Annotated in this window: 20 protein-coding genes; 13 read left to right on the top strand and 7 right to left on the bottom strand. The window is 33.6% G+C overall.

What is annotated here, in order from left to right:
* Positions 1-6 precede the first annotated feature (6 nt).
* The 3 genes from BUA99_RS11435 to BUA99_RS11425 are packed head-to-tail and all read left to right on the top strand — an operon-like array spanning position 7 to position 2686.
* Complete coding sequence (locus BUA99_RS11435) at positions 7-696, top strand: YjjG family noncanonical pyrimidine nucleotidase (RefSeq protein ID WP_072992333.1); 690 nt, start codon at positions 7-9, stop codon at positions 694-696.
* 3 nt (positions 697-699) lie between these two features.
* Positions 700-1443, top strand: a complete 744-nt coding sequence (locus BUA99_RS11430; RefSeq protein ID WP_072992331.1) for a protein-tyrosine phosphatase family protein — start codon at positions 700-702, stop codon at positions 1441-1443.
* A gap of 58 nt (positions 1444-1501) precedes the next feature.
* A complete protein-coding gene (locus BUA99_RS11425) occupies positions 1502-2686 on the top strand; it encodes a hypothetical protein (RefSeq protein WP_072992328.1) in 1185 nt (394 codons plus the stop codon).
* A 221-nt stretch (positions 2687-2907) separates the two neighbouring features.
* On the opposite strand, the gene BUA99_RS11420 is transcribed toward BUA99_RS11425, so the two are convergent.
* The gene (locus BUA99_RS11420; protein ID WP_072992323.1) at positions 2908-4185 is read right to left on the bottom strand and encodes a replication-associated recombination protein A; all 1278 of its coding nucleotides are present in this window, start codon (positions 4183-4185) and stop codon (positions 2908-2910) included.
* Positions 4186-4444: 259 nt separating this feature from the next.
* Between BUA99_RS11420 and BUA99_RS11415 the strand changes: the two genes are divergently transcribed.
* Positions 4445-5224 carry a rhomboid family intramembrane serine protease gene (locus BUA99_RS11415; RefSeq protein ID WP_072992318.1) on the top strand — a complete coding sequence of 260 codons (780 nt, stop codon included), beginning with the start codon at positions 4445-4447 and terminating at the stop codon, positions 5222-5224.
* Between the two features lie 61 nt (positions 5225-5285).
* On the opposite strand, the gene rlmB is transcribed toward BUA99_RS11415, so the two are convergent.
* From rlmB to BUA99_RS11385, 6 genes are all read right to left on the bottom strand, one after another.
* Positions 5286-6020 (bottom strand): 23S rRNA (guanosine(2251)-2'-O)-methyltransferase RlmB, encoded by a 735-nt coding sequence (gene rlmB, locus BUA99_RS11410; RefSeq protein WP_072992315.1) that lies wholly within the window; start codon positions 6018-6020, stop codon positions 5286-5288.
* A gap of 245 nt (positions 6021-6265) precedes the next feature.
* Entirely contained in the window at positions 6266-7813 is a 1548-nt protein-coding gene (locus BUA99_RS11405) for a SusD/RagB family nutrient-binding outer membrane lipoprotein (RefSeq protein WP_072992312.1), read from the bottom strand.
* Between the two features lie 10 nt (positions 7814-7823).
* On the bottom strand, positions 7824-10922 hold the full coding sequence (locus BUA99_RS11400; RefSeq protein WP_143151759.1) for a SusC/RagA family TonB-linked outer membrane protein: 3099 nt from the start codon (positions 10920-10922) through the stop codon (positions 7824-7826).
* A gap of 539 nt (positions 10923-11461) precedes the next feature.
* Entirely contained in the window at positions 11462-12913 is a 1452-nt protein-coding gene (locus BUA99_RS11395) for a SusD/RagB family nutrient-binding outer membrane lipoprotein (protein WP_234972963.1), read from the bottom strand.
* Positions 12914-12924: 11 nt separating this feature from the next.
* Positions 12925-16005 (bottom strand): SusC/RagA family TonB-linked outer membrane protein, encoded by a 3081-nt coding sequence (locus BUA99_RS11390; protein WP_200778666.1) that lies wholly within the window; start codon positions 16003-16005, stop codon positions 12925-12927.
* Positions 16006-16089: 84 nt separating this feature from the next.
* A complete protein-coding gene (locus tag BUA99_RS11385) occupies positions 16090-17733 on the bottom strand; it encodes a BamA/TamA family outer membrane protein (protein ID WP_159430949.1) in 1644 nt (547 codons plus the stop codon).
* 317 nt (positions 17734-18050) lie between these two features.
* Between BUA99_RS11385 and rpsL the strand changes: the two genes are divergently transcribed.
* From rpsL to rpsS, 9 genes are all read left to right on the top strand, one after another.
* The gene (gene rpsL / locus BUA99_RS11380; protein WP_007136570.1) at positions 18051-18434 is read left to right on the top strand and encodes a 30S ribosomal protein S12; all 384 of its coding nucleotides are present in this window, start codon (positions 18051-18053) and stop codon (positions 18432-18434) included.
* A 102-nt stretch (positions 18435-18536) separates the two neighbouring features.
* The gene (gene rpsG, locus BUA99_RS11375; protein ID WP_035668130.1) at positions 18537-19013 is read left to right on the top strand and encodes a 30S ribosomal protein S7; all 477 of its coding nucleotides are present in this window, start codon (positions 18537-18539) and stop codon (positions 19011-19013) included.
* A gap of 10 nt (positions 19014-19023) precedes the next feature.
* Positions 19024-21180 carry an elongation factor G gene (fusA, locus tag BUA99_RS11370; RefSeq protein ID WP_072992308.1) on the top strand — a complete coding sequence of 719 codons (2157 nt, stop codon included), beginning with the start codon at positions 19024-19026 and terminating at the stop codon, positions 21178-21180.
* A gap of 11 nt (positions 21181-21191) precedes the next feature.
* A complete protein-coding gene (rpsJ, locus tag BUA99_RS11365; RefSeq protein ID WP_011963470.1) occupies positions 21192-21497 on the top strand; it encodes a 30S ribosomal protein S10 in 306 nt (101 codons plus the stop codon).
* A gap of 368 nt (positions 21498-21865) precedes the next feature.
* The gene (rplC, locus tag BUA99_RS11360; RefSeq protein ID WP_072945403.1) at positions 21866-22483 is read left to right on the top strand and encodes a 50S ribosomal protein L3; all 618 of its coding nucleotides are present in this window, start codon (positions 21866-21868) and stop codon (positions 22481-22483) included.
* Positions 22483-23112 carry a 50S ribosomal protein L4 gene (rplD, locus tag BUA99_RS11355; protein ID WP_072992305.1) on the top strand — a complete coding sequence of 210 codons (630 nt, stop codon included), beginning with the start codon at positions 22483-22485 and terminating at the stop codon, positions 23110-23112. The genes rplC and rplD overlap by 1 nt, the downstream gene beginning before the upstream one ends.
* A gap of 6 nt (positions 23113-23118) precedes the next feature.
* A complete protein-coding gene (rplW, locus tag BUA99_RS11350; protein WP_066081040.1) occupies positions 23119-23409 on the top strand; it encodes a 50S ribosomal protein L23 in 291 nt (96 codons plus the stop codon).
* A 9-nt stretch (positions 23410-23418) separates the two neighbouring features.
* Positions 23419-24243: a 50S ribosomal protein L2 gene (gene rplB / locus BUA99_RS11345; protein ID WP_072992303.1), complete on the top strand. Its 825-nt coding sequence runs from the start codon at positions 23419-23421 to the stop codon at positions 24241-24243.
* Positions 24244-24249: 6 nt separating this feature from the next.
* A complete protein-coding gene (gene rpsS, locus BUA99_RS11340; protein ID WP_007136562.1) occupies positions 24250-24528 on the top strand; it encodes a 30S ribosomal protein S19 in 279 nt (92 codons plus the stop codon).
* Positions 24529-24532 lie beyond the last annotated feature (4 nt).

Here is a 24532-nt window from a genome sequence, read left to right as displayed (position 1 = left end):
ATAAAAATGAAGTATACACATATAAAAGATGTTTTTTTTGATTTAGATCACACCTTATGGGATTTTGATAAAAACTCGGGCCTAACGTTCGAACGTATTTTTGATAAAAAACATCCCGAAATTAAGATAGTGGATTTTATCGAAAAATACGTTCCAATTAATCAGGCTTGTTGGAAATTATTTCAATATGACGAGATAACTCATGACGAACTAAGATATAATAGACTAAAAGATTCATTTGATGCAATCAATTATCCTATTTCTGATCATGAAATAGAGCAAATTGCTAATGAGTATATTCACCTTTTACCAGAAAACAATCATCTATTTGAAGGTACGATTGAATTGTTAGAATATTTGAAACCAAATTATAATTTGCATATTATAACAAACGGATTTGCGGATGTACAACGTAAGAAAATTAACAATTCCGAAATAGGCGCATATTTTAAAACTATCACTAATTCTGAGATGGCAGGTGTAAAAAAGCCAAATCCGATCATATTTGATTTTGCTATAGATTTGGCTAAAGCTAATAAAGTAAGCAGTATTATGATTGGAGATAGTTTAGATGCTGACGTACAAGGGGCACTCGATGCAGGATTAGAGGCTTTCTTTTTTAATGAAACAAGTGTAGAAGTGGAACCGCACATTAAACAAATAAATCATTTATTGGAACTTAAAAAATATTTATAGATTATGAAAAAATTATTTTTATTATTAGTCACTTTACTAACTAGTCTCACGTATGCTCAGTCCATTAATGATTATAAAGCTGTTATTGTTCCCTTACAATACAACTTTTTAAAAAGTGAAAATCAATATCGATTAAATACGATAACCAAATTTAATCTCAACAAGGCAGGTTTTGTCACTTTTTATAAAAATGAAAATTTTCCGGTTGAATATAATGATCGTTGTTCCCTACTTTATGCAGATGTAGAAAAAGAAAGTGGTTTCTTAGTAACTAAGTTATATGTGACATTAAAGGATTGTAATGATAAGTTGATCTTTAAAACAAGGGTCGGTAAGAGTAAACAAAAGGATTATTCCCTTGCATACATGGAAGCTTTGAATGACGCTTTCAAATCAATTTATGAGCTACAATATAAATTTACTGGTGCCATTTTAAAAACAGAATCAAAAGTGATGACTCAAATAGCGGCTAGTCCTTCTGTAAATGTGTCAACGACACTTCCCATAATTGCTGTGGATGTCAAAGACCCTAATTTGCTATATGCTCAGGCAACGCCAACTGGATTTCAGTTAATTGATAGTACTCCAAAAGTAATAATGAAATTAATGAAAACATCACAGCCAAATTCTTTCATTGCAATAAAAGATGCCATACAAGGCTCTCTTATTTTAAAAGAAAATCAGTGGTATTTTGAATTTTATCAAAATGATAAAATGATTTCTGAAAAAGTAGCAATCAAATTTTAAAGCAAGTGTTTAACTAATTTATACTTCGTTTATTAATTACTTAGTCAATTAACTTTTTATGAAACAATTCTTTCTTGTAGTATTTATTATTCAAGCTGTTATTTCAGTTGCTCAAAGTAAAGAAGGTGTAGTTAACAAATTATTACTATCAAACATCTCCGTTATTTCAATGAAAAATAATAAGATTTTAGAAAATCAAGATGTGAAAATTCAAAACGGGAAGATTATTTCAATTAAGAAATCTAAAAAATTAAAAGAAAAAGATTTTCTATTTTTTGACGGATCTGGAAAGTATATAATGCCTTCGCTTGCTGATGCCCATGTACACTTTCCTGCATCTGAGTTGGAAATGGAGCAAGTATTAAAGCTTAATTTGATTAATGGTGTAACGAAATTACGCTCGATGCGGGGAGAGTGGCAACACACAGAATGGCGAAAAAAGTTTAATACACCTGATGGATTTTACCCAAAGTTATATCTATCTCCGCCAACCATTACTAGAAATGACGATTTAACGAAGGAGCAAATAGAATCATTTGTAAAGAAAGCTAAAGAGAATAAATTTGATTTTATTAAAATATTAAGTCTTAAAAGTGCGGCTACTTTTACGAATTTAGATGTTGCTTGCAAAAAATATAAAATGGTAATTGGAGGACACTTTCCAGTTGTTACCGCAGGAGATAAAGTATCAGATAAAACGATATTCAATTCAAATTATAGAGCGTTTGAATATTTAGGGGGACTTGCTGGTGAATCTGTAGAAATGATTACTGACAGAATCGAATTGCTAAAAAGAAATAATATCACGATTTGTCCAACGCTTTCTTGGTATGATATAGGTTCGGGTAGAAACTCTATTTCAGAATTGAAAGATTTGCGCGGAATGGAATTTGTTTCGAAAACTAAAATGAATGATTGGATTGCGTCTACAATCGAGTACAGAGATAAAATAGGAGACGAAGCCTATAAAAGTGAAGTTATTCGGGAGATGAAAAGAGCCGAGGATAAATATAAAATCATCAAGCAATTAGATCAAGCTGGCGTTAATATGATTCTAAGTCCTGATGCTTCATCAAAGTATATGATTACTGGTTTTAATGTTTTGGGTGAAATGGAATTAGTAAAAAATGCAAACATTAGTAATTATAGTATTTTGAAAATGGCAACTCTAATTTCCCAAAGTTTTTTAACGAAGACTTTGGAACAGTTGAAGTTGGAAAGGCTGCTGATTTTATTATTTTAGATAAAAATCCGTTAGAGGATTTAAGTGCTTTAAAAGAAATAAAAGGTTTGTTTTATAATAATCATTTTTTGGATGACAATACTTTACATAAAATGAGGGAGGTATTATTACGAGATGCTCAAAATTGAGGATGTTGCTCTTTAGCATGCCATATTTTAGATAATAATATAAGACGCATGGTATCTTAACAACTTTATCAGCAAATAAACTATTTTGATTGCCTAGTATCCGTATTTGTCTTTCCATCGATTTTTTAGAAATTCACGAATGCTATTTTCTCTTGAATTATTGCCGGGTATGTAAATCGGTTTTTTACTAATTGCTTCGGGTAAAAATTCCTGCTCGGCAAAATTATTAGTGTAATCGTGGGAATATTTATATTCTTCACCATAACCTAATTCTTTCATCAACTTGGTTGGTGCGTTACGTAAATGGATGGGAACAGCTAGGTCACCAGTTTGTTTTACGAGTTGCTGTGCCGTTCCTATAGCTAAGTAGGAAGCATTACTTTTAGCAGATGTCGCTAAGTATACAGCACATTGACTTAAAATAATTCTACTTTCTGGATAACCTATGGTACTCACAGCTTGAAAAGTATTGTTGGCCATTATGAAAGCTGTTGGATTTGCGTTTCCTATATCTTCACTACTTAAAATTAACATCCTTCTGGCAATAAATTTGACGTCTTCGCCTCCCTCAATCATTCTGGCGAGCCAATAAACAGCGCCATTTGGATCGCTTCCACGAATTGATTTTATAAAAGCAGAAACAATGTCATAATGTTGCTCTCCTGTTTTGTCATAAAGAACAGTATTCTGCTGTACTAATTTAAATACAAGATCATTTGTTATAGTAATTTCGTCTTCATCAGAAGCGTTTATCACTAATTCAAAAATATTTAGTAGCTTACGTCCATCACCACCTGAAAGCCTCAGTAAAGCCTCTGTTTCGCTTAATTTTATATTTTTTGTAGATAGTAGGGTGTCGGTAGTCATTGCTCGTTGCAATAAAGATTCCAAGTCACTTTTTGTAAAAGGATTTAATACATAAACTTGGCAGCGAGATAGCAATGCAGGTATGACCTCAAAACTCGGATTTTCAGTCGTGGCACCAATGAGCGTGATCCATCCTTTCTCCACAGCTGCAAGAAGAGAGTCTTGTTGCGATTTACTAAAACGATGAATTTCATCAATAAACAAAATTGGATTTTTTGCAGTAAATAACCCTCCACTTTGCTTCGCTTTCTCGATTACCTCACGAATATCTTTAACACCTGAATTAATAGCACTTAATATAAAAAAGGGACGTTTAGATTCTTGGGCAATTATTTGTGCTAAAGTCGTTTTTCCAGTTCCGGGAGGCCCCCAAAAAATGAGTGAAGGTATGATGCCTTTTCCTATTTGGTTTGTTAATGAACCATTTGGCCCAACTAAATGAGATTGACTAATGTATTGCTCCAGTTTTTGTGGACGTATACGCTCGGCAAGTGGTGCTTCCATTTGTTTTTTATTTTTTTATTAGTTTTCTCTTGTTTTAAACGAAATTAGAGAGGAATATCTGGATGAGTATTAATGAACGTTATAAGCTAATATTTCAGTCACTAGTAATAGCAAGTAAATCGCTGTGATAAAGCTAAGTTAACACATTACGATTGTTTCAAAGGAACTAATTTTTTTAATTACCTTAAGGAATATGACAATTTAGCAAATTCTTATATTTGGGTTAGTTTTTGAATAACACTTATATTATCTTTTACTAATGGACAAAAATTTTAAGTTTACTAATGCCGTAGTTTTATTACCGCTGTTTTCTGTAATTTTATTATGGTTTGTTTTTTGGTTGGACATTAGATTTCATTTCGACTTTACACAAAACGGTATTTATCCGCGTACGCTTTCTGGTTTGCAAGGAATAGTATTCAGTCCATTTATTCATGGCGATTTTGAACACTTATATAATAATTCAGTTCCATTATTTGCGTTATTAGCAGCGCTACAATTTTTTTATCCTAAGCAATCGATTTATGTTATTTTCATTGGAGTGTTGCTTTCTGGTTCTTTAACTTGGATAATAGGGAGAGATAGTTATCATATTGGCGCAAGTAGTCTTATTTACGTTTTATTTAGTTTTGTGTTTTTTAAGGGAATTCAAACAAAACATAATCGTCTTGTTGCGTTATCGCTAGCTGTTATTATAGTTTATGGGGGACTTGTCTGGTATATTTTTCCAACTCCAGATATATTAGGGAGAAATTCTATATCGTGGGAAGGTCATTTATCAGGGTTGTTAACGGGGTTAATTTTAACTTTTTTTCTAGAAACGAAAGAGTATAAAAAATTGCCGAAATATGAATGGGAACAACCAAATTACAATCCTATAGATGATAAATTTATGCAGCGTTTTGATGATTGTGGTAATTTTGTCAATATACCTGTCGTAATAGAGGAAGAGTCTATTATTAAATATTTTACATCAGATGTTACTGTAAATTATATAGTTATACCAAATGAGAAAAACGAATCAAAGCCAGAGTCTTAATTCGTTTTTTAATATGAAATCAATCCCGAAACGTTGGGATGCTAATCAGCGATCTTAAATCTTAATTTCTTTGTCTCACAGCTTCATATAAAAAAGCACCACAAGCCACAGAAACATTAAGAGACCCTATTGTTCCAAACATCGGTAATTTAGCTTTCTCATCTACAATTTTTAAAACGGATGGATTTACACCGCGATCTTCTGAACCCATGATGATTGCAAGAGGTTCATTTAATGATAAATCATATATGTTTTTGTCTGTTTTTTCAGTTGCTGCTATGGTTTTAATACCGCTAGCTTGTAAAAGAAAAATAGCATCTTTTATGTGTTCTACTTTACAAATAGGTATATTGAATACTGCACCTGCAGAAGTTTTAACTGTATCTCCGTTTACTGGTGCTGATCCTGCCTTTTGAACAATTATACCATTTACTCCCGTACATTCTGCCGTTCGTATTATAGCTCCAAAATTACGAGCATCAGATATTTGATCTAATATCAGAAACAATGGTTTTTTACCATTTTCAATAACGGATTCTATAAGTGATTCTAAATCGAAAAAAGAGATCGGTGATATAGTCGCCACTGCACCTTGATGGTTGTTAGGTGTCAATCTATTTAACTTTTCAATAGGAACATAGGAAAAATTGATGTTTCCTCTTTTCATCACTTTCATTAAGTCTTTCATCAGTTCACTACTCGCTTCCTTTTGAATGTAAACTTTGTCTACTGTTGCGCCAGCTTGAATGGCTTCAATGATTGCCCTGATTCCAAATATTTGATGTTCTTTTTCCATGCTGCAAATATATAAAAAAAAACCATCAGCGAGTGCTGATGGTTTTAAAGATTTAATTTGTTACTATATCTCTGCCCAGGTCTGCATATTTTTATTTGTAGAGGAATTCTAATGTTAACCGATACGGATTTTCAGGTTTCACGATTGTAAATGATACTTTATATTTTATTTTTTAACATAAAGTTTATTCAAAAAAAAGCTGTCCACAATGGAACAGCTTCTTAGTAACTAAATTATCACATTAATTATGGGACATACCAGAAAGGTCCTTGCGTCGTAATTTGAGCAGATGTCAAGACAGGTACATTACCTGAATTTGCATTGTACTCTGACAATGGATAAATCAGTCTTTTTGGTCTAGTTGGTTGTAAGTTGAAACCATTAATTGAGCCAGGAATTACTGGAAATCCAGTTCTTGTATAATTAATGTAATTTTCGATGCCGTGAATTCCGCTCAATGCGATCCATTTTTGTGTTAAAATTGCTTGAATTTTATTTGTCGATGCTGACCACCCAAAACCAGGAGCTGCTTCTATTTGCAATGCATAAGTTCCAATGTTAGCTCCCAAGTAAGTAAATGAAGCTTGAATTCCTTCGTTGAATAAAATTTGAGCTATACCAGTCGTTAAGAATCCTCTTTGAACTGCTTCTGCTTGAAGAAATTTACTTTCAGAAAGTAACATTAATACCCCTGCTTTTGCTGATCCTGCTGCGGTTCTCTCTGCGGTATTTGCTCCGACATAATTAGTTAAACCTACTCCAAATCGAGAAGTAGGATTTGATGTGTTATTTTGACCAGGAACTGGTTTTTGGCCTTGGTCTGTACCTACTACTTTTCCTGCCACTAGAGTCCAAAGTCTAGATCTTCTAGGGTCAACAATTCCAGCCGTGGGACCACCAGTTTCACCATTTAATACGTCTGCAAAATGTTTTGATGAAGTAAATAGGGTATATGTAGTGTTAGTAGTGGCACCTGCTGCATCTCTAACGAATGAGCTAAAGAAAGGACTTTGCTTAGCATCATTACTAGATGAATATCCAGGATTAATCAATACATCAGCATCAACAAAGTTATTCAAAGCTTGTAAAGTTGCATATTTACTATTTAAATAATTTGTAGTTGTAGCGTCAGTTAATTTGCTTTGTCTTAATAGAATTCTTAACTCGATAGTGTTTGCAAGTTTAAGCCATTTACTCATATCTCCGTTGAAAACAACATCAGTAGCGACACCTTCTGCTGTAGAAGACGGGTTTTGAATAAGAGCGCGTGCTTCTTCTAATTCTTTAACTAATTCTTTGTAAATTATTGCGTCATCTGTATAAGCTGGTGTTAGGTTAGCTTGTCCTTTGAACGCTTCAAAGTAAGGTGAATCTCCATATAAATCGACAATATATTGCATATAGTGTGCTTTCATGATCTTCGATATAGCGATAAAGTTGCCTTGATTCTCTAATGGAGTTTCAATTATCTTTTGAAAGTTATTTACACTTCTGTACAATCCATCCCATACTGCTGCGTAGGTGTTGTTGTCAAAGTTGTAAGAATATTCTACTTGTAATGGATTTGTAAATTGGTAAATATTACCTCCCCATGCATTTGTCATTACACTACCTAAACGATTCATGTTTATAGCTTGTGTTCTGAATGCTTGTGATTGCGCACCAGGTAAAATAAGTCTTGGCGGAAGTGCTTCTTCTAATGGACTATTTACATTGGTGTTGTCTGCTAAGTAGTCACTACATGATGTAAGTGATACCGCTGCTACTGCTATTAATAAAAATATTTTTTTCATACTTTTTAATTTAGAATGTTAAATTGATGCTTCCACCAAAAGTTCTTGTATTTGGATACTGTCCTGTTCCTGAATATCCTAGACCGTTACCATTGTTGGCAGTACTATCAGATGCTTCTGGGTCAGTATAACCCTTATTGCTTTTTGCTAAAACAGTAAATGGGTTTCTTGCATTTATACCAAATCTTAGTGAAGTTAGTCCAATTTTCTCAATTACAGTAGTTGGTATAGAATAACTTAAAGCAAGTTCTCTCACTTTGAAAGCGGTAGCGTTAATAACGTTGTGCTCTCCAGCTCTACTCAAAGTTCCATAATAATCAATAATTCCGTTTGGATCATAACCAGCTGCTGAAAAAACAGAAGTGTTAGGAGTGTATATTCCAGATCCTGATCCAGTTTCAACTACAGAATTTGGTAAAATAAAACCAACTTCTCTATCAAAATCAGCTGACTCTACTAAACGTCCTGGCCAAGTTAAATCGTATTTAGTTCCAGAAATGATCTGGTGACCTGTTCTATAATCCATAACTGCGGATAATCTGATTCCCTTGAATTCAAATGAGGTTGATAAACCTAAAATATAATCAGGAGTTGACTTCCCTAAAATTGAGTTTGAAGATGATCTTGTTGGAAGTCCAAACTGGTTTACAATAATACTTCCATTGTCATCTCTTAAAAATGTAGTTCCTTTAATTAAAGGAAATTCTTCTCCTACCTGAGCAAAAATTCCAGTTCCTGTTGCAGCGTCAGATAATAGGTTAATTTCATTTGCTCCAGCGGCAAGTGAATTGATAACTGATTTATTCGTAGAATAACTTGTTCTCATGTCCCATTTAAAATTCTCAGTTTTTATAGGTACAAAACCTAAGTCAATTTCTAGACCTTTTGTAGTCATATCTCCAATATTACTTTGAGAAGTAGCCAATCCTGATGCAGAAGAGGCAGTAGCCGCTGTGATCAAATCTTTCGTATCTGATAAATAAGCTGATCCGTCAATTGTAATTCTATTGTTGAATAATCCAATGCTGATATTAACTTCTTTTGTAGTTACAAATTCAGGTTTGATGTTTTTATCAGTCGGTCTTTGGTTGATGATGTATGATCCTAATTGTCCGTAAGGAAATCCTGTTGGGAATACACCAATTTCAGAGGTTGCGTAAGGTTGAATAGAAGATGAATTTCCTACTTTAACAATGTTAGCAGATACCTTTAAATAATTAAAAGTTTCGCTTTTTAATCCTTCAAAAGCTAAAGTTGGTATAAAAGATACCCCAGCACTTGGATAAAAAAAGTTGTTATTCGCACTTGATAAAACAGAAGTCCAATCGTTTCTGCCAGTAAGATTTAAAAATAAGTAGTTTTTATATCCTAAATCAACATTGGCTAAAACAGAAGCACGATTTGATTTTTGAGATCTATTATCTAAATTAGATGGATTTGCTGGACTCAGTACATTATTAATGTGATACCATCCTGGTATATCTAAATTTTGTCCTCCTTGTGAAGTAATTCTGTAATTACGATCTTGCATGTTACTTCCAATATTGGCTTTTAAACTCAAATCATCCGTCAAGTCATAGTCAAAATTCACTAACAAATCTCCATAATAAGTTCTTAAAGAGGATTGACTAGCAAAATATTCAGAAGTTTGATTTCTATTAGCTCCTGCTCCTGTTAAAGCTGCAGTTTCTCTATACTGATTGATGTGAGATTGTGTATCTCTATTGGTGAACTGTAAATTTCCTGTGTAAGTAACATTTATGTTATTATTAATATCGTACTTTAAAGCAGCGATGGTATTTATAAATGTTCTTCTAGAGTCATTACGATTATTATCTGTTGTCCAATATGGATTTTTAAAGTATATTGTGTAATTACCTTCATTTCCAGATTTTTTAAACAAACTTACATCAACATTTCCAGCAGTCTGAATTAAATCGTCAAGTAAATCTGAAGAAGTTTCGCTAGATTTTTGATAATTATAGTTAACGTTACCATCAATGCTTAGTTTTCCTATTTTTTTTCCTGCTTTGAATAAAAAACTATTTCTTTCAAGTACATCTCCGTTTACAACAAATTCTGTCTTTACTTTGTTTGCAGAAAATAAAGCGTAGGAGTCTGAAGTTCCTGCGTTTATAGAAAATCCATTTTGGTAGGTAGTACCTGTTTGGTAGAAGTTCTTAACATTGTCTTTTACGAAAGAGTAGGGTCTTTGAAATTCAAGTCCGTCCGCTTGCGGTAAACCTGTAGGTCGCAACACGCCATCAAAAGGCAGTCCCCAAGATCCGTTTTCTTCGGGATAGTGAACTCCGTCCCATCCTTGACCATATTTTCTTTGAGTTTTTGGCATAAAAGCTATTGTCTCAAAATCGATAGCTGAATTTACATTCACTGTAATTTTCCCTTGTTCTTTTCCTTTTACGGTAGTAACTATAATTACTCCGTTAACTCCTTGTTCACCGTAAAGTGCAGCTCCTTGCATTCCTTTTATAACGTTGACGCTTTCAATTAATTCAGGAGGTAATTGTTGCAAAACATTTGACGAAGATATTGCGTTGTCAATAACTATTAAAGCTTCATTGTTTCCGGTAATAGATCTTGAACCTCTTAATACTATTCTATTTGTTCCATTAACGCCACTTGATGATTTGTTAATTTGAAGACCAGATACTTTACCAACTAAAGACTGCACCACGTTAGGGTTAGCAGCTTGAGTAAGTTCTTCGCTAGCTACTATTTGTGTAGAAGACGTTAATGAATTTTTAGTTCTTTTAATCCCTAAAGCTCCAACTATTACTACTCCTTCTAGTTCAATTGCGTTGTTTTGCAGTTTAACATTAACATTCGAAGACGTTGCTGCTACTTCTTTACTTTTCATACCGATATAGCTAAATATCAATACTTGATTAGGCGATGCCTTGATGGAAAATTTTCCATCAAAATCAGTTTGTGCTCCAGATTGAGTTCCTTTTACTAATACACTTACCCCAGGTAGAGGTAAACCTGCATTGTCAGAAACAGTTCCTGAAACGGTTCTTTCCTGCGCAAAAGTAATTTGCGCTACTAATGCTAGTAATAGCATTAAGAATCCATTTAATTTTAATTTCATTTTATAATATTTTGAATTAGTTTGACAAACTTCATAATAATTTGTTAATTTCCCTAATTTTATTGTTGTTTTAACATTTTTTAGCAAATTTGAGTGCTTTACTCATTTTTATTTACACAAATTGTTACTTTTTTTGTGTATTAGTCAATTTTATGATAGAAAATTATGCTTTTTATATATATAATTATTTATAAGTTATGTAGTAGAAAGGTATTATCAACGATTTTTTTGAAGAAGGTTTTTGCTGATATCATCATAATCGAAATTTAAGAAATTCAGTTGCTTTGGCAATAATCAGAATCTATTTTGTTTTAATTGTTACATTTACGGTTATACATCTATCTATTTCTAAACTAAATGTAGAGTCATGGTAATCAAAATTAACAGAATAAATACATATTTTAGGATGGAAAAATATAATTAGGATTTGTGCGCTTTAATGATGTCATTAAAAATCGAAAATTTTAATGAAAGTGAGTTAATATCATTTAAAAAAAAAACCATCAGCATTGCTGATGGTTTTTGAATTTGATGGCTAATTAAAGATCCCACCAAACTTTATTACTTAATGAGACATACGGTAATGGTATGCCAGGTCCCGCTTGAAGTGAAGCTGTATTGACATTAATTTCTATTTGTGGGTAAGATAATCTTACTGGAATTGCATTACTAGTTCTATTATTAATCGAAGGAGTAAGAACTGGAAATCCTGTTCTTCTATAATCAACAAAAGACTCGTATGCTCCTTGGAACATTGTTATCCATTTTTGCTCCATGATCCTTTGCAAAGTATTGTTATAGGTCACTAAAGGGTTAGCTAGATATGTCGTTGCGGTTGTTGCAAGTCCTAATGAAGTTAAATCTTGCGTAATAGCACTGTTATAATTTGTTGCGGCGTTAATGGCGTCACTTGCTCTAAAATATATCTCAGATTTAATAAAGTTAACCTCTGCTGCACTAATTAATATAACAGGTGAATTTGTTGAAGCATACGCTGACCCAGTTCTTGAAAATAAATTTTCACCAGCATCATCAGTATCATCACCTGGCGTATTACCTAGGTACTGTCCCGCGAATGGACTTAGAGCTCCTAATGGTCTAAAATAGACAGGTATCCTTGGATCTGATAAAGCTTTCATTTTATTAACAATTGTGTTAGCAACTGCATTATCTTTTCTTCCTGATAAGATATCAAACTGGTAAATAGGATTAGCGTTTGATGCACTTATTCCAAATACAACTTTAGCATCATTAGTAGATGACGATATTACAGTTGGATTAGTCTGTAAAAATGTTAGCGCAACTGCTGGTCTTCTTAAACTGAGGTGGTTTAATAATCTTAATTTTAAAGAGTTACCAAATGCAATCCATTTTGTTGCTGAGCCTCCATATATTACATCGGCTGCTCCGGGATTAGCTCCAGAATTAGATGTTACGTTAGCAATTCCTTTATCTATAGTTAATAATAAACCATCATAAATATTCTCCTGCTTATCGTAAGACGGAGTAAGATTTAATGATAATTTCAATGCATTTGAGTAAGGAATATCACCAAAAGCATCGGTTAACACACTAAATGAATATGCTTGAAGTAATTGTGAAATTCCTAAATACAACTTATCGTTTGTAACGGTTGTATTATCTTCAATTGCTTTTAAGTCAATTAATACATTGTACATATTAGTCCATAAACCGTCTGTAGACGAAGGAGTAATATCATAACGTGCATATTCGTTTGGTTGGCCTCTATGTCCAGCATAATATTGAACAATATTTGATGGCATACGTGTTGCCTCGCCCCCGATAATATAACCTAAGTTAACTTCTGCTGAGGCTAGTAAAGTTGAATTTGGTACCTCAGTTGGATTATTGGGATCCTTATTTATATCTAGTTCACTAGTACATGAGGATAGAAATAACATTCCTGAAAGAATTCCAACAAAGATTTTTTTTGTTTGAATCAATTCATTAAACATTTTTATTTTTTTCATAGTATTAATTTTTAAAATTGAACTCTTAGATTAAAACCGATAGTTCTTGTTGTTGGAAAAGCAAATCGGGATACACCTTGAGCATTGCCAGTTCCAAAAGAACTAGATTCTGGATCTATGTGTGGTATTTTTGTCCACAAAGCTAAATTACGTCCATAAAAACTTACGTCTAAAGCTTTTATACGTTTGTCTTTAAGTTTAAATGTGTAACCTATTGAAGCTTCTCTTAATTTTACCCAATTGTTTTCATAGACATATTCTTCGTTAGGGTATGCGCTACCGTACCATACAGCATCACGCTTTACAACTACGTTATTGGCACTTCCTGTTGTTTCATTTACTCCAGGAAATGTGTAATCTTCTTGTCTGCTTGCTGTTTTGGCAGTTACGCCATAGAAATCTAATAATTCCTCAGTACCGCTATAAATGTAACCACCTTGGCGTGTGTCAATCTGCGCTGAAACATAAAGATTTTTATAAGTAAAAGTATTAGTAACTCCTCCAGTCCAATCTGGTTCTACATAACCAAGATTTTTACCATCTTCAAATAATGGATATCCATCATCATCTGTAAGTATAGCACCATTTGTATTTCTTGCATAGCCTGAGCCAATAATACTTCCGTATCTTTCATCTTTCACAGCAAATATTGCTGGATTTCCTGCAAATCCTCCTAAAAATATTTTATCAATTCCAGGGAATGTTTGATCTACTTTTGATTTAATTTTACTAAAGTTTACATTGATGTCCCATCTGAAATCTTTTATTTCAATTGGGGTTCCACGTAAAGATAATTCTACACCTCTAGAATTAGTTTCTCCACTATTGATTATTGTGTTTTGAGCACCAGTTGCTGGTGAAATATCAAGCGGTATAATTCCACCTGTATTAACATTTTTAAAAAAAGATGCGTCTAAACCAAGTCTATTTTTAAACATCTTTAATTCGATACCTACTTCATATTCTGTTGTGAATTCCGGTTTAAGTTTTGCATTTGCTATTAAGTTATCAACTGTGTAGCCAGGTAGTCCATTAAATGGAAAAGTAATACCATCTGTAAAACCATCAGCAAATTGCCCTAACTGAAATGTTTGTTGCGTTAAATAAACGCCAGCATCTCTTGCAGTTTTGGATGCACCAACTCTTATTTTACCATAGTTTAATAAATCGCTTTTTAGGTCTAAAGCGTCAGAAAATATAAATGATGCACTCGCTCCTGGATAAAAGAAACTTCTATTTTCCTGAGGTAAAGTCGAACTCCATTCATTACGTCCAACTACATCCAAGAATAAATAATTGTTGTAACTTAACGTTAAGTTTCCAAATGCACCAATTAAATTACGTTTAGTTGTTTGATTGAAAGCTGGATCGAAAGTTTGTATATTATTAGTGTTTTGAATACCTGGTAAAACTAATTGAGATCCTGTAATTATGCTTTGTCTAAATGTTCTTGTATTAATGTCTTGACCAACTAACAAAGTCGCCTCAAATTTATCAGCAAATTTTTTGTTAAATGTTGAAGTCAATGTTGATGTAATTTCATTTCTTGTTACATCATCAAATGATAAGAAACCCTGAGGAGCACTTCCACTATTTTTATCTCTAAATATTTTTCTGTTATCAATTAAGTTATCATTACCTAAGCGATAATTAATCTTCATCCAGCTTGCAACGTCATAGGCAAGGTTAACACTCATTATGTATCTTCTACTATCTGTAACTGCAGAATTCTTATTTACCGTCCAAAAAGGGTTGTCAAAAGATCCACCACGTGAATTGATTTGTCTACCATCTGGTCTTTCATACCCGTATCCTGACAAGTTCCATGATACTGGAGTGTGAAATAATGCAAAGATTGGATTGTTTCCATCTTGACCTGTAAATGGTAAATCTCCGTTTGAAATATTATATGAGACATTTATTCCTGCAGAAAATTTGTCATTAAATTTATAATTACCATTGAAACGAGCGTTAATTTTATTAAAGCCCTGATTAGGTATGATGGATGTTTGATTAGAGTTTCCTAATGAAACAAACATACTATATTTATCAGACGAATTAGACAATGATATATTGTTATTGTTTGTAAACCCAGTGTTTAAAAAATCTTTTCTAGGATTGAAAGCTTTTAACTGAATTGACTGAGGACCTAATCCTCTCGCCGCTCCTGCTCCTGCACTATTAACTGTCTGTCCAGTTATTCTTGGTCCAAAAGAACGAGATCCGCCTTCAGCATAAGTTACACCATTATTACCTTGAGCAAATTCTGTTTGATAATCAGGTAAAACTAAAGCCTCATCTACAGCAACTTGGCTAGTAAATTCGATAACTGGTTCTCCACTATTGTTCTTTCCTGATTTAGTAGTTATTAAAATTACTCCATTAGAACCTCTATTTCCATAAAGTACAGCGCCTGCAGAACCTTTTAAAACTGTTACAGATTCAATGTCATTAGGATTAATATCAGAAGCTCTGTTTGGACTTGCAAAACCAGTAACTGTGTTTCCATTACCGTCATTTGAGTTCGAAATTGGCACACCATCTATTACGTAAAGTGGCTCATTTGAGTTAGTTAGTGATTTATTACCACCCCTAATAACTAGTCTACTTGCTTGACCAGGTGCTCCACCAGATGCAATTACTTGCAAACCAGCTACTTTTCCACCAAGTGCATTCACGAAATTTTGATTTCCACCTTTAATAATTTCATCAGTATTAACGACAGAAGTGGCATAACCTAATGCTCTTTCTTGCTTTTTAATGCCTAATGCCGTTACTACTACACCTTCAAGTTCAACTGACTCATTGAGTAATTTAACATTAATTTTAGTTGATGTTGCAGTTAACTCTTGTGTTTTCATGCCAATATAGCTAAATATTAACACCTGATTAGGTGAAGCTTTAATGGAAAATTTTCCATCAAAATCTGTTTGCGCTCCAGATTGCGTTCCTTTTACTAATACACTAACCCCCGGAAGAGGTAGACCAGCGTTATCAGAAACAACACCTGAAACGGTTCTCTCCTGCGCAAATGTAATTTGCGCTACTAATGCTAACAAAAGCATTAAGAATCCATTTAATTTTAATTTCATTTTAGTATGTTTTGATTTTATATTACAAACTTCTTAATAATTTGTTAACTTTCCTAATAACCGAAAGCTATTTTTGATATATTTCTAAAATTTAAGCTGATAACTTATATGTACAATTGCGTTCAAAAGTGTAAATTCTTGCTTTTTAGCTCGGCCATTTGCTATTGCTAATTTAAGTAAGCCATTCTTAGTTTGAATTCCAATTCCTAAACCTAAGCCTAATAATTTTTCTGTCGTTCTAGTATTTTCGAATTCTGTTTTATTTTGGAACACACAATAATCTACTATACTATGAACATATAGACTTGGTGCAATCAAATAGCGATACTCTGTTTGTATAGTTGATGACAAGAAGCCTTGTAAACTGTTTTCTGCGAAACCACGGACGCTGTTGAAACCTCCAAATCTAAATAATTCATTAAAAATGTAACGATTACTTTTCAAATAATTATTTTGGGTGCTAATATATATAGAGTTGCTTTTGTTTAAATAAAAATTGTGAATCGCATTAATGTTGATTGCTATTTGTGTGTTTTCATTATCTTGTAAAGAATTATTGATTTTTCTTTTCCCAATGCCGAAGCGCCCATGAAATTTCGTTTTTATTGGAAACAGAGTGTGATCGTTGTCTAACTTAGTAAATTCGAAAGTGGTGCGTAAAAACGAATTATTAAAATCGCTTATTGAAACATCTACTGAATTTTGAATATCGCTTGACTGAGTGGTCAGGTAACCCAAATAGAATCGAGATGAATAGTTAACGTAATAACTTAAGTCAATTGCAGTGTTAGTGTTTTGAAAAGTTGAATCTTGTCGAAAAATATTAATTTCGCCTTTAAAACCAATGGGACTTTTAAATAGGTAGGGGAGCTCGAGGCTTGCTTTAAAAGTTTTTTGATTATTTCCGTCGCTTTTCCAATAAATAGAAATTTGTTCGCCATTTCCGATACTATTTTCTAAAGTGACATCTAAATATCCAGTTAAAGTTATTTTCTTATTTTCATTATTGGAAAATCCAAGAAAACCGTCAAATGTATTCGAATTTTTTGTTTCTAAATAAACGTATACTGTCGTAGTGTCCTTAGTAAATAATATTTCAGGATATTTTATTTGATTAACAAAACTAAATTTTTCAAAATCATCATATATGGTGGCAAGTGTCTTTTTATTAAAGAGTGCATTATTGTATTTTTTTTTTATTTGTTTAAAATGACCAACGGGAAATTTCGAGTTGTAATTATTTTCGGGATAACGAATTGTGATATTGTTAAGAATTCTTTTTTTGTCAACTTCTAATTTTAGGTCTGCACGTAATTTGTTGTTAATTCGCTCTACATTAATTAATTTAATGCTTGCTAAAGCATATCCTTTGAATTCTAATTTTTGAATTATTTCTTTTAGGAAATTATCTACTAGGGAATATGGCACATCATTTTTTTTTTTCATTCCTAAAAAACTTAACTGATCATCGCTAACGTTTATAGAGATAGAATCAATTTTTTGTCCTAAAGACAATGCGGTCACAAAAAGTGAATCAGTGGCTCTTTGTAAAGGATTTATTTTTACATCTATGTATCCCATCTTAGAAAGTCTAAACGATAAGTTAGTCACTTCGGTGTTAATTGACTTAATGTCTAGGTGTCGTTTCGTGTAGAAGAGAGCATCAATTACTTTAGTTTCTGCTGTGCTTTTTCCACTTATCTGCAATCGATAATCTTGTGCGGACATATTCCAGGTGAACATTAAAAAATAAAGGAGGAGAATAATTGTTTTCAAATTTGTGACTTATATTAAATTCTAACGCAAATATCCGTGGTTTAATGCAATTATCAAACTACATAATAAGCTAATTAGTCACTAAATTATGTAAGTATTAAGTCAAATTTGTAATAATTTTAGTTATTTTTCAATATTCTATTGTAAAACAAATTATTAGTTCAAAAAAAATTCCTGTTGTAACGTTTGTCAAGTAAAAATTATTTTCTACATTTGCAACCCCGTAAAAAGCGGGAATTTAATATAATAAGAAATTTTTAGTATTAATTATGCCAACAATTCAACAATTAGTAAGAACAGGAAGAACTCAGATAACTAAGAAGAGTAAATCGGTTGCTTTAGATTCTTGTCCTCAAAGAAGAGGGGTTTGTACGCGTGTTTACACTACAACACCTAAAAAACCAAACTCTGCAATGCGTAAAGTAGCGCGTGTACGTTTGACAAATGGTAATGAAGTGAATGCTTACATCCCAGGTGAAGGACACAATCTACAAGAGCACTCGATAGTATTAGTTAGGGGTGGAAGGGTAAAAGATTTACCGGGAGTTAGATATCACATCGTTCGTGGTGCGCTTGATACATCAGGAGTAGCAGGAAGAACGCAAAGAAGATCTAAGTACGGAGCTAAACGCCCAAAAGAAGCAAAGAAGTAATTAATTAGTCAAAAGTCAAAAGTCGAAAGTCAAAAGATCATTTATTGAAGCTTTAAGACTTTTGGACGTTATGGCATTTCGACTTTTTTTAAACAAAAAGACATGAGAAAAAGAGCGGCAAAGAAAAGACCACTTTTACCAGATCCAAGATTTAATGATCAACTGGTAACACGTTTTGTGAACAACTTAATGTGGGATGGAAAAAAATCGACAGCGTTTAAAGTATTTTATGATGCTATTGACATCATTGAGTCTAAAAAACAAGATGCAGAAAAACCGTCATTAGAAATATGGAAAGATGCTTTAACTAACGTTATGCCTCACGTAGAAGTACGTAGTCGTAGAGTGGGTGGAGCTACATTCCAAATTCCGATGCAAATTAGACCAGATAGAAAAATTTCGATGGCAATGAAGTGGTTAATACTTTATTCAAGAAGAAGAAATGAAAAATCTATGGCTCAAAGATTAGCTTCAGAATGTTTAGCTGCGGCTAAAGAAGAAGGTGCTGCTGTTAAGAAAAGAATGGATACTCACAAAATGGCAGAAGCTAACAAAGCTTTCTCTCACTTTAGATTTTAATTTCTAAGAAATGGCTAGAGACTTAAGATATACAAGAAATATTGGAATCGCTGCGCACATTGATGCTGGTAAAACAACAACAACAGAGCGTATACTTTTCTATACAGGAAAAACACATAAAATTGGTGAAGTACATAATGGAGCTTCAACAATGGACTGGATGGAGCAAGAGGCGGAGAGAGGTATTACAATTACTTCTGCTGCTACTACTTGTGAATGGAATTTTCCAACTACACAAGGAAAGCTTTTGCCTGAATCTATACCGTATCACTTTAATATTATTGATACTCCAGGTCACGTAGATTTTACTGTTGAAGTAAATCGATCTTTACGTGTTCTTGATGGTTTAGTTTTCTTATTTAGTGCTGTTGATGGTGTTGAACCACAATCAGAAACGAACTGGAGACTTGCAGATCAGTATAGAGTGCCACGTATTGGTTTCGTTAATAAAATGGACAGACAAGGGGCTAACTTTTTGAACGTTTGTCAACAAGTAAGAGATATGTTGAAATCTAATGCTGTTGCGATCACTTTGCCAATTGGTGAGGAAAATGATTTCAAGGGAGTAGTGGATTTAGTTAAAAACCAAGCTATCGTTTGGGATGATGCAGGAATGGGAGCAACTTATGAAGTTGTAGAGATCCCTGCTGATATGATTGACGAAGTTAAAGAATACAGAGATATCCTTATCGAAGCGGTAGCTGATTATGATGAGAATTTGCTTGATAAGTATATGGAGAATCCTGATTCTATTACAGAAGAGGAAATCAACACTGCTTTAAGAGCTGCTACTATGGATATGGCTATCATTCCTATGGTTGCTGGTTCTTCTTTCAAAAATAAAGGAGTTCAATTCATGTTGGATGCAGTATGTAAATATTTACCATCTCCTATGGACAAAGAAGGTATCGAAGGAATTCATCCTGATGATGCTGAATTGCTAGAAGAAGATCAAACGAAAATTCTACGCAAGCCATCTGTTGCTGAACCTTTTGCTGCTTTAGCATTTAAGATAGCAACTGACCCATTTGTAGGTCGTTTAGCTTTTTTCCGTGCCTATTCAGGACGTTTAGATGCAGGTTCTTACGTTTTGAACACACGTTCAGGAAATAAAGAAAGAATTTCGCGTATTTATCAAATGCACGCTAACAAGCAAAATCCTATCGATTTTATCGAAGCTGGGGATATTGGAGCTGCTGTTGGATTTAAAGATATCAAAACTGGAGATACATTGTGTGATGAAAAACACCCAATTATTTTAGAGTCGATGAAATTCCCTGCACCAGTTATTGGTATTGCAATTGAGCCTAAAACTAAAGCTGACGTTGATAAAATGGGTATGGCTTTAGCGAAGTTAGCTGAAGAGGATCCTACATTTACAGTTAGAACAGATGAGGCTTCGGGTCAAACCATTATTTCTGGTATGGGTGAACTTCACTTGGATATCTTAGTAGATAGAATGAGACGCGAATTTAAAGTTGAAGTAAATCAAGGTGAGCCTCAAGTTGAATACAAAGAAGCTTTTACAAAATCTGCTGTACATAGAGAAACATATAAAAAACAATCAGGTGGTCGTGGTAAATTCGGTGATATCGTATTTAAACTAGAGCCGGCTGATGAAGTTGATGGAAAGATACCTAATGGGTTACAATTCGTGAATGCTGTAAAAGGTGGTAACGTTCCTAAAGAGTATATTCCTTCAGTAGAAAAAGGTTTCAGAGAAGCTATGAAAACAGGTCCTTTAGCAGGATATCAAGTGGATAGTTTAAAAGTAACTTTGACGGATGGATCGTTCCACCCTGTCGATTCAGATGCGTTGTCATTTGAATTAGCAGCGAGAATGGGATACAGAGAAGTCGCTAAAGCTGCGGGAGCTGTAATTCTTGAGCCAATCATGAAAATGGAAGTTATTACACCAGAAGAAAACATGGGTGATATCGTAGGTGATATCAACCGTCGTAGAGGTCAGGTTAATGACATGGGCGATAGAAATGGAGCAAAAACTATAAAAGCAGATGTGCCTTTATCAGAAATGTTTGGATATGTAACAACATTAAGAACATTATCTTCTGGAAGAGCTACTTCTACAATGGAATTTTCGCATTACGCTGAAACACCTTCTAATATTTCAGAAGCAGTAATCAAAAAAGCAAAAGGAAACGCTTAATCTTTAAGAAAATGAGTCAAAAAATCAGAATAAAATTGAAATCTTACGATCACATGTTGGTAGACAAGTCTGCTGAGAAGATTGTAAAAACGGTTAAAAGTACAGGTGCAGTAGTAACGGGACCAATTCCTTTGCCAACTCACAAAAAACTTTTCACAGTATTGCGTTCTCCACACGTTAACAAGAAAGCGAGAGAGCAATTTGAAGTAATGTCATACAAGAGATTGATCGACATTTATTCCTCTTCATCAAAAACTATTGATGCATTAATGAAGCTTGAATTGCCAAGCGGAGTTGAAGTAGAGATCAAAGTATAATTAAATATAAATTTAATTAAAAAAGCGAGACATTAATGTTTCGCTTTTTTTTTGGTAGTGATGCAATATTTAGCACAATTATATCAAGGGAGGAATTTATAAGTTGCGTTATGCGCTGCGCTTGTGGTAGTTATTTTAAGCTTAGGATTTTAATAATATATTTTTCTAAAGTTGTCGGTTCAGTGTCTTTTAACAAAGAATTTTATAAACTAATTTAATGTTCAATCTGCTGAATTATGATAATGAACTATTTAATTTTTGTAACTGTTTGGTATATCCAATTTTAATCTCTACTTTTGCACTCCCTGTTTGAAAACAACTGTAGTTTTTAAATTGAAGGGAATTTTAGTAATCATTAATTAATATTTATGTCTGGGTTAATTGGTAGAAAAATCGGCATGACTAGCATTTTCGACGAGAACGGGAAAAATATTCCTTGTACCGTGATCGAAGCTGGTCCATGTGTTGTTACCCAAGTCAGAACCAAAGGTGTTGACGGGTATGAAGCGTTGCAACTTGGTTTCGATGACAAAAACGAGAAACATTCCACTAAAGCGGCCTTAGGTCACTTTAAAAAAGCTGGAACTGTAGCTAAGAAAAAAGTCGTTGAATTTCAAGATTTTGCAACTGAACAAAAATTAGGAGATCTTATTGATGTTTCTATTTTTGCTGAAGGAGAGTTTGTAGATGTACAAGGTGTATCTAAAGGTAAAGGTTTTCAAGGGGTTGTTAAGCGTCACGGTTTTGGTGGTGTTGGACAAGCAACTCACGGTCAGCACAACCGTTTAAGAGCACCAGGTTCTGTAGGAGCTTCTTCTTATCCATCTAGAGTATTCAAAGGAATGCGTATGGCTGGAAGAATGGGAGGAGACAATGTAAAAGTTCAAAACCTTAGAGTTTTAAAAGTAGTGGCTGAAAAGAACCTACTTGTTATAAAAGGATGTGTTCCTGGTCATAACAACTCTTATGTAATCATTCAGAAGTAATGGAAGCAAAAGTATTAGATTTCAACGGAAAAGATACTGGAAGAAAAGTTCAACTTTCTGACTCAGTATTTGGTATAGAGCCAAACAATCACGCAGTATATCTTGATGTAAAGCAATATCTTGCTAATCAACGTCAAGGAACGCACAAGGCTAAAGAAAGAGCTGAAGTTGCTGGATCTACTCGTAAGATTAAAAAACAAAAAGGGACGGGAACTGCTCGTGCAGGATCTGCTAAAAACCCATTGTTTAAAGGTGGTGGAACTGTTTTTGGACCTAGACCTAGAAGTTATTCATTTAAATTGAATAAAAACTTGAAACGTTTGGCTAGAAAATCTGCTTTCTCAATCAAAGCAAAAGAGTCTAACATAATTGTACTAGAAGATTTTAGTTTTGAAGCGCCAAACACTAAAAATTTCATTAACGTTTTGAAAGCTTTAGAGTTAGAAAATAAAAAGTCTCTATTTGTATTGGGTGATACCAATAAAAATGTATATTTGTCCTCACGGAATTTAAAGGGCTCTAGTGTTGTAAGTAGCTTGGAATTAAGCACTTACGCTATATTAAACGCTAATAATTTAGTGCTTTTAGAGAGTTCTTTAGAAATAATTGAAGAAAATTTAAGTAAATAATAGGACATGAGTATTATAATTAAGCCTATAGTAACGGAAAAAGTAACCAAAGAAAGTGAAGTTTTAAACCGCTTCGGATTCGTTGTTGACAAAAAAGCAAATAAAGTACAAATTAAGAAGGCTATTGAAGCTGCTTATGGTGTAACGATTTTGAGTGTTAACACGATGAACGTAAGACCGGATAGAACTACAAAATACACTAAAAGTGGTCTAATCAGTGGAAAGACTAATGCAATTAAGAAAGCAATAGTTCAAGTACAAGAAGGAGAAACAATTGATTTTTACAACAATATCTAAGATAGAAAAATGTCAGTAAGAAAATTAAAACCTATTACCCCAGGTCAGCGATTTAGAGTTGTGAATGGTTATGACGCCATTACAACTGATAAGCCGGAACGCTCTTTGATAGCGCCGATAAAAAACTCTGGTGGTAGAAATAGTCAAGGAAAGATGACCATGCGTTATACGGGTGGTGGTCACAAGCAGAGATATCGTATCATTGATTTCAAACGTACAAAAGAAGGAATTCCAGCTACAGTGAAATCTATTGAGTATGATCCAAATCGTACTGCATTTATCGCATTATTGGCATATGCTGATGGTGAGAAAACGTATGTTATTGCTCAAAACGGATTGAAAGTAGGTCAGAAATTAGTTTCTGGTCCAGAATCTCAACCTGAAATTGGTAATACTTTACCTTTAAGCAAAGTTCCATTAGGAACTGTAATTTCTTGTATCGAATTGAGACCAGGACAAGGGGCAGTAATTGCTCGTTCTGCTGGAACATTTGCTCAATTAATGGCAAGAGATGGAAAATATGCTACAATCAAAATGCCTTCTGGTGAAACAAGATTAATCTTGTTGACTTGTTCGGCTACAATTGGAGCAGTATCTAATTCAGATCATCAATTAGTTGTATCAGGAAAAGCTGGTAGATCTAGATGGTTAGGAAGAAGACCGAGAACAAGACCTGTAGCAATGAACCCTGTCGATCACCCAATGGGTGGTGGTGAAGGACGTTCTTCTGGTGGACATCCACGTTCAAGAAATGGAATACCAGCAAAAGGTTATAGAACTCGTTCTAAGAAAAACCCGAGTAACAAGTATATCGTAGAACGTAGAAAGAAATAATAAGATATGGCACGTTCATTAAAAAAAGGACCTTTTGTTCATTATAAGTTAGACAAGAAAGTTCAAGAAAACATAGCTGGTGGAAATAAAGGAGTGGTAAAGACTTGGTCTAGAGCTTCTATGATTACTCCAGACTTTGTTGGACAGACTATCGCAGTTCATAACGGTCGTCAATTTGTACCAGTTTACGTAACAGAAAATATGGTAGGTCACAAATTAGGAGAATTTTCACCAACTAGATCTTTTAGAGGTCATGCTGGAGCAAAAAATAAAGGTAAAAAATAAGAAG

It is taken from the genome of Flavobacterium segetis (genome assembly GCF_900129575.1).
Classification (GTDB): Bacteria; Bacteroidota; Bacteroidia; order Flavobacteriales; family Flavobacteriaceae; genus Flavobacterium; species Flavobacterium segetis.
This window is presented reverse-complemented; position numbering and strand designations above follow the sequence as displayed.

Excerpts from the sequence above, each read along its gene's own strand:
- BUA99_RS11435 (WP_072992333.1), top strand. The coding sequence starts at position 7 with ATGAAGTATACACATATAAAAGATGTTTTTTTTGATTTAGATCACACC.
- BUA99_RS11430 (WP_072992331.1), top strand. The coding sequence starts at position 700 with ATGAAAAAATTATTTTTATTATTAGTCACTTTACTAACTAGTCTCACG.
- BUA99_RS11425 (WP_072992328.1), top strand. The coding sequence starts at position 1,502 with ATGAAACAATTCTTTCTTGTAGTATTTATTATTCAAGCTGTTATTTCA.
- BUA99_RS11420 (WP_072992323.1), bottom strand. The coding sequence starts at position 4,185 with ATGGAAGCACCACTTGCCGAGCGTATACGTCCACAAAAACTGGAGCAA.
- BUA99_RS11415 (WP_072992318.1), top strand. The coding sequence starts at position 4,445 with ATGGACAAAAATTTTAAGTTTACTAATGCCGTAGTTTTATTACCGCTG.
- rlmB (WP_072992315.1), bottom strand. The coding sequence starts at position 6,020 with ATGGAAAAAGAACATCAAATATTTGGAATCAGGGCAATCATTGAAGCC.
- BUA99_RS11405 (WP_072992312.1), bottom strand. The coding sequence starts at position 7,813 with ATGAAAAAAATATTTTTATTAATAGCAGTAGCAGCGGTATCACTTACA.
- BUA99_RS11400 (WP_143151759.1), bottom strand. The coding sequence starts at position 10,922 with ATGAAATTAAAATTAAATGGATTCTTAATGCTATTACTAGCATTAGTA.
- BUA99_RS11395 (WP_234972963.1), bottom strand. The coding sequence starts at position 12,913 with ATGAAAAAAATAAAAATGTTTAATGAATTGATTCAAACAAAAAAAATC.
- BUA99_RS11390 (WP_200778666.1), bottom strand. The coding sequence starts at position 16,005 with ATGAAATTAAAATTAAATGGATTCTTAATGCTTTTGTTAGCATTAGTA.
- BUA99_RS11385 (WP_159430949.1), bottom strand. The coding sequence starts at position 17,733 with ATGTCCGCACAAGATTATCGATTGCAGATAAGTGGAAAAAGCACAGCA.
- rpsL (WP_007136570.1), top strand. The coding sequence starts at position 18,051 with ATGCCAACAATTCAACAATTAGTAAGAACAGGAAGAACTCAGATAACT.
- rpsG (WP_035668130.1), top strand. The coding sequence starts at position 18,537 with ATGAGAAAAAGAGCGGCAAAGAAAAGACCACTTTTACCAGATCCAAGA.
- fusA (WP_072992308.1), top strand. The coding sequence starts at position 19,024 with ATGGCTAGAGACTTAAGATATACAAGAAATATTGGAATCGCTGCGCAC.
- rpsJ (WP_011963470.1), top strand. The coding sequence starts at position 21,192 with ATGAGTCAAAAAATCAGAATAAAATTGAAATCTTACGATCACATGTTG.
- rplC (WP_072945403.1), top strand. The coding sequence starts at position 21,866 with ATGTCTGGGTTAATTGGTAGAAAAATCGGCATGACTAGCATTTTCGAC.
- rplD (WP_072992305.1), top strand. The coding sequence starts at position 22,483 with ATGGAAGCAAAAGTATTAGATTTCAACGGAAAAGATACTGGAAGAAAA.
- rplW (WP_066081040.1), top strand. The coding sequence starts at position 23,119 with ATGAGTATTATAATTAAGCCTATAGTAACGGAAAAAGTAACCAAAGAA.
- rplB (WP_072992303.1), top strand. The coding sequence starts at position 23,419 with ATGTCAGTAAGAAAATTAAAACCTATTACCCCAGGTCAGCGATTTAGA.
- rpsS (WP_007136562.1), top strand. The coding sequence starts at position 24,250 with ATGGCACGTTCATTAAAAAAAGGACCTTTTGTTCATTATAAGTTAGAC.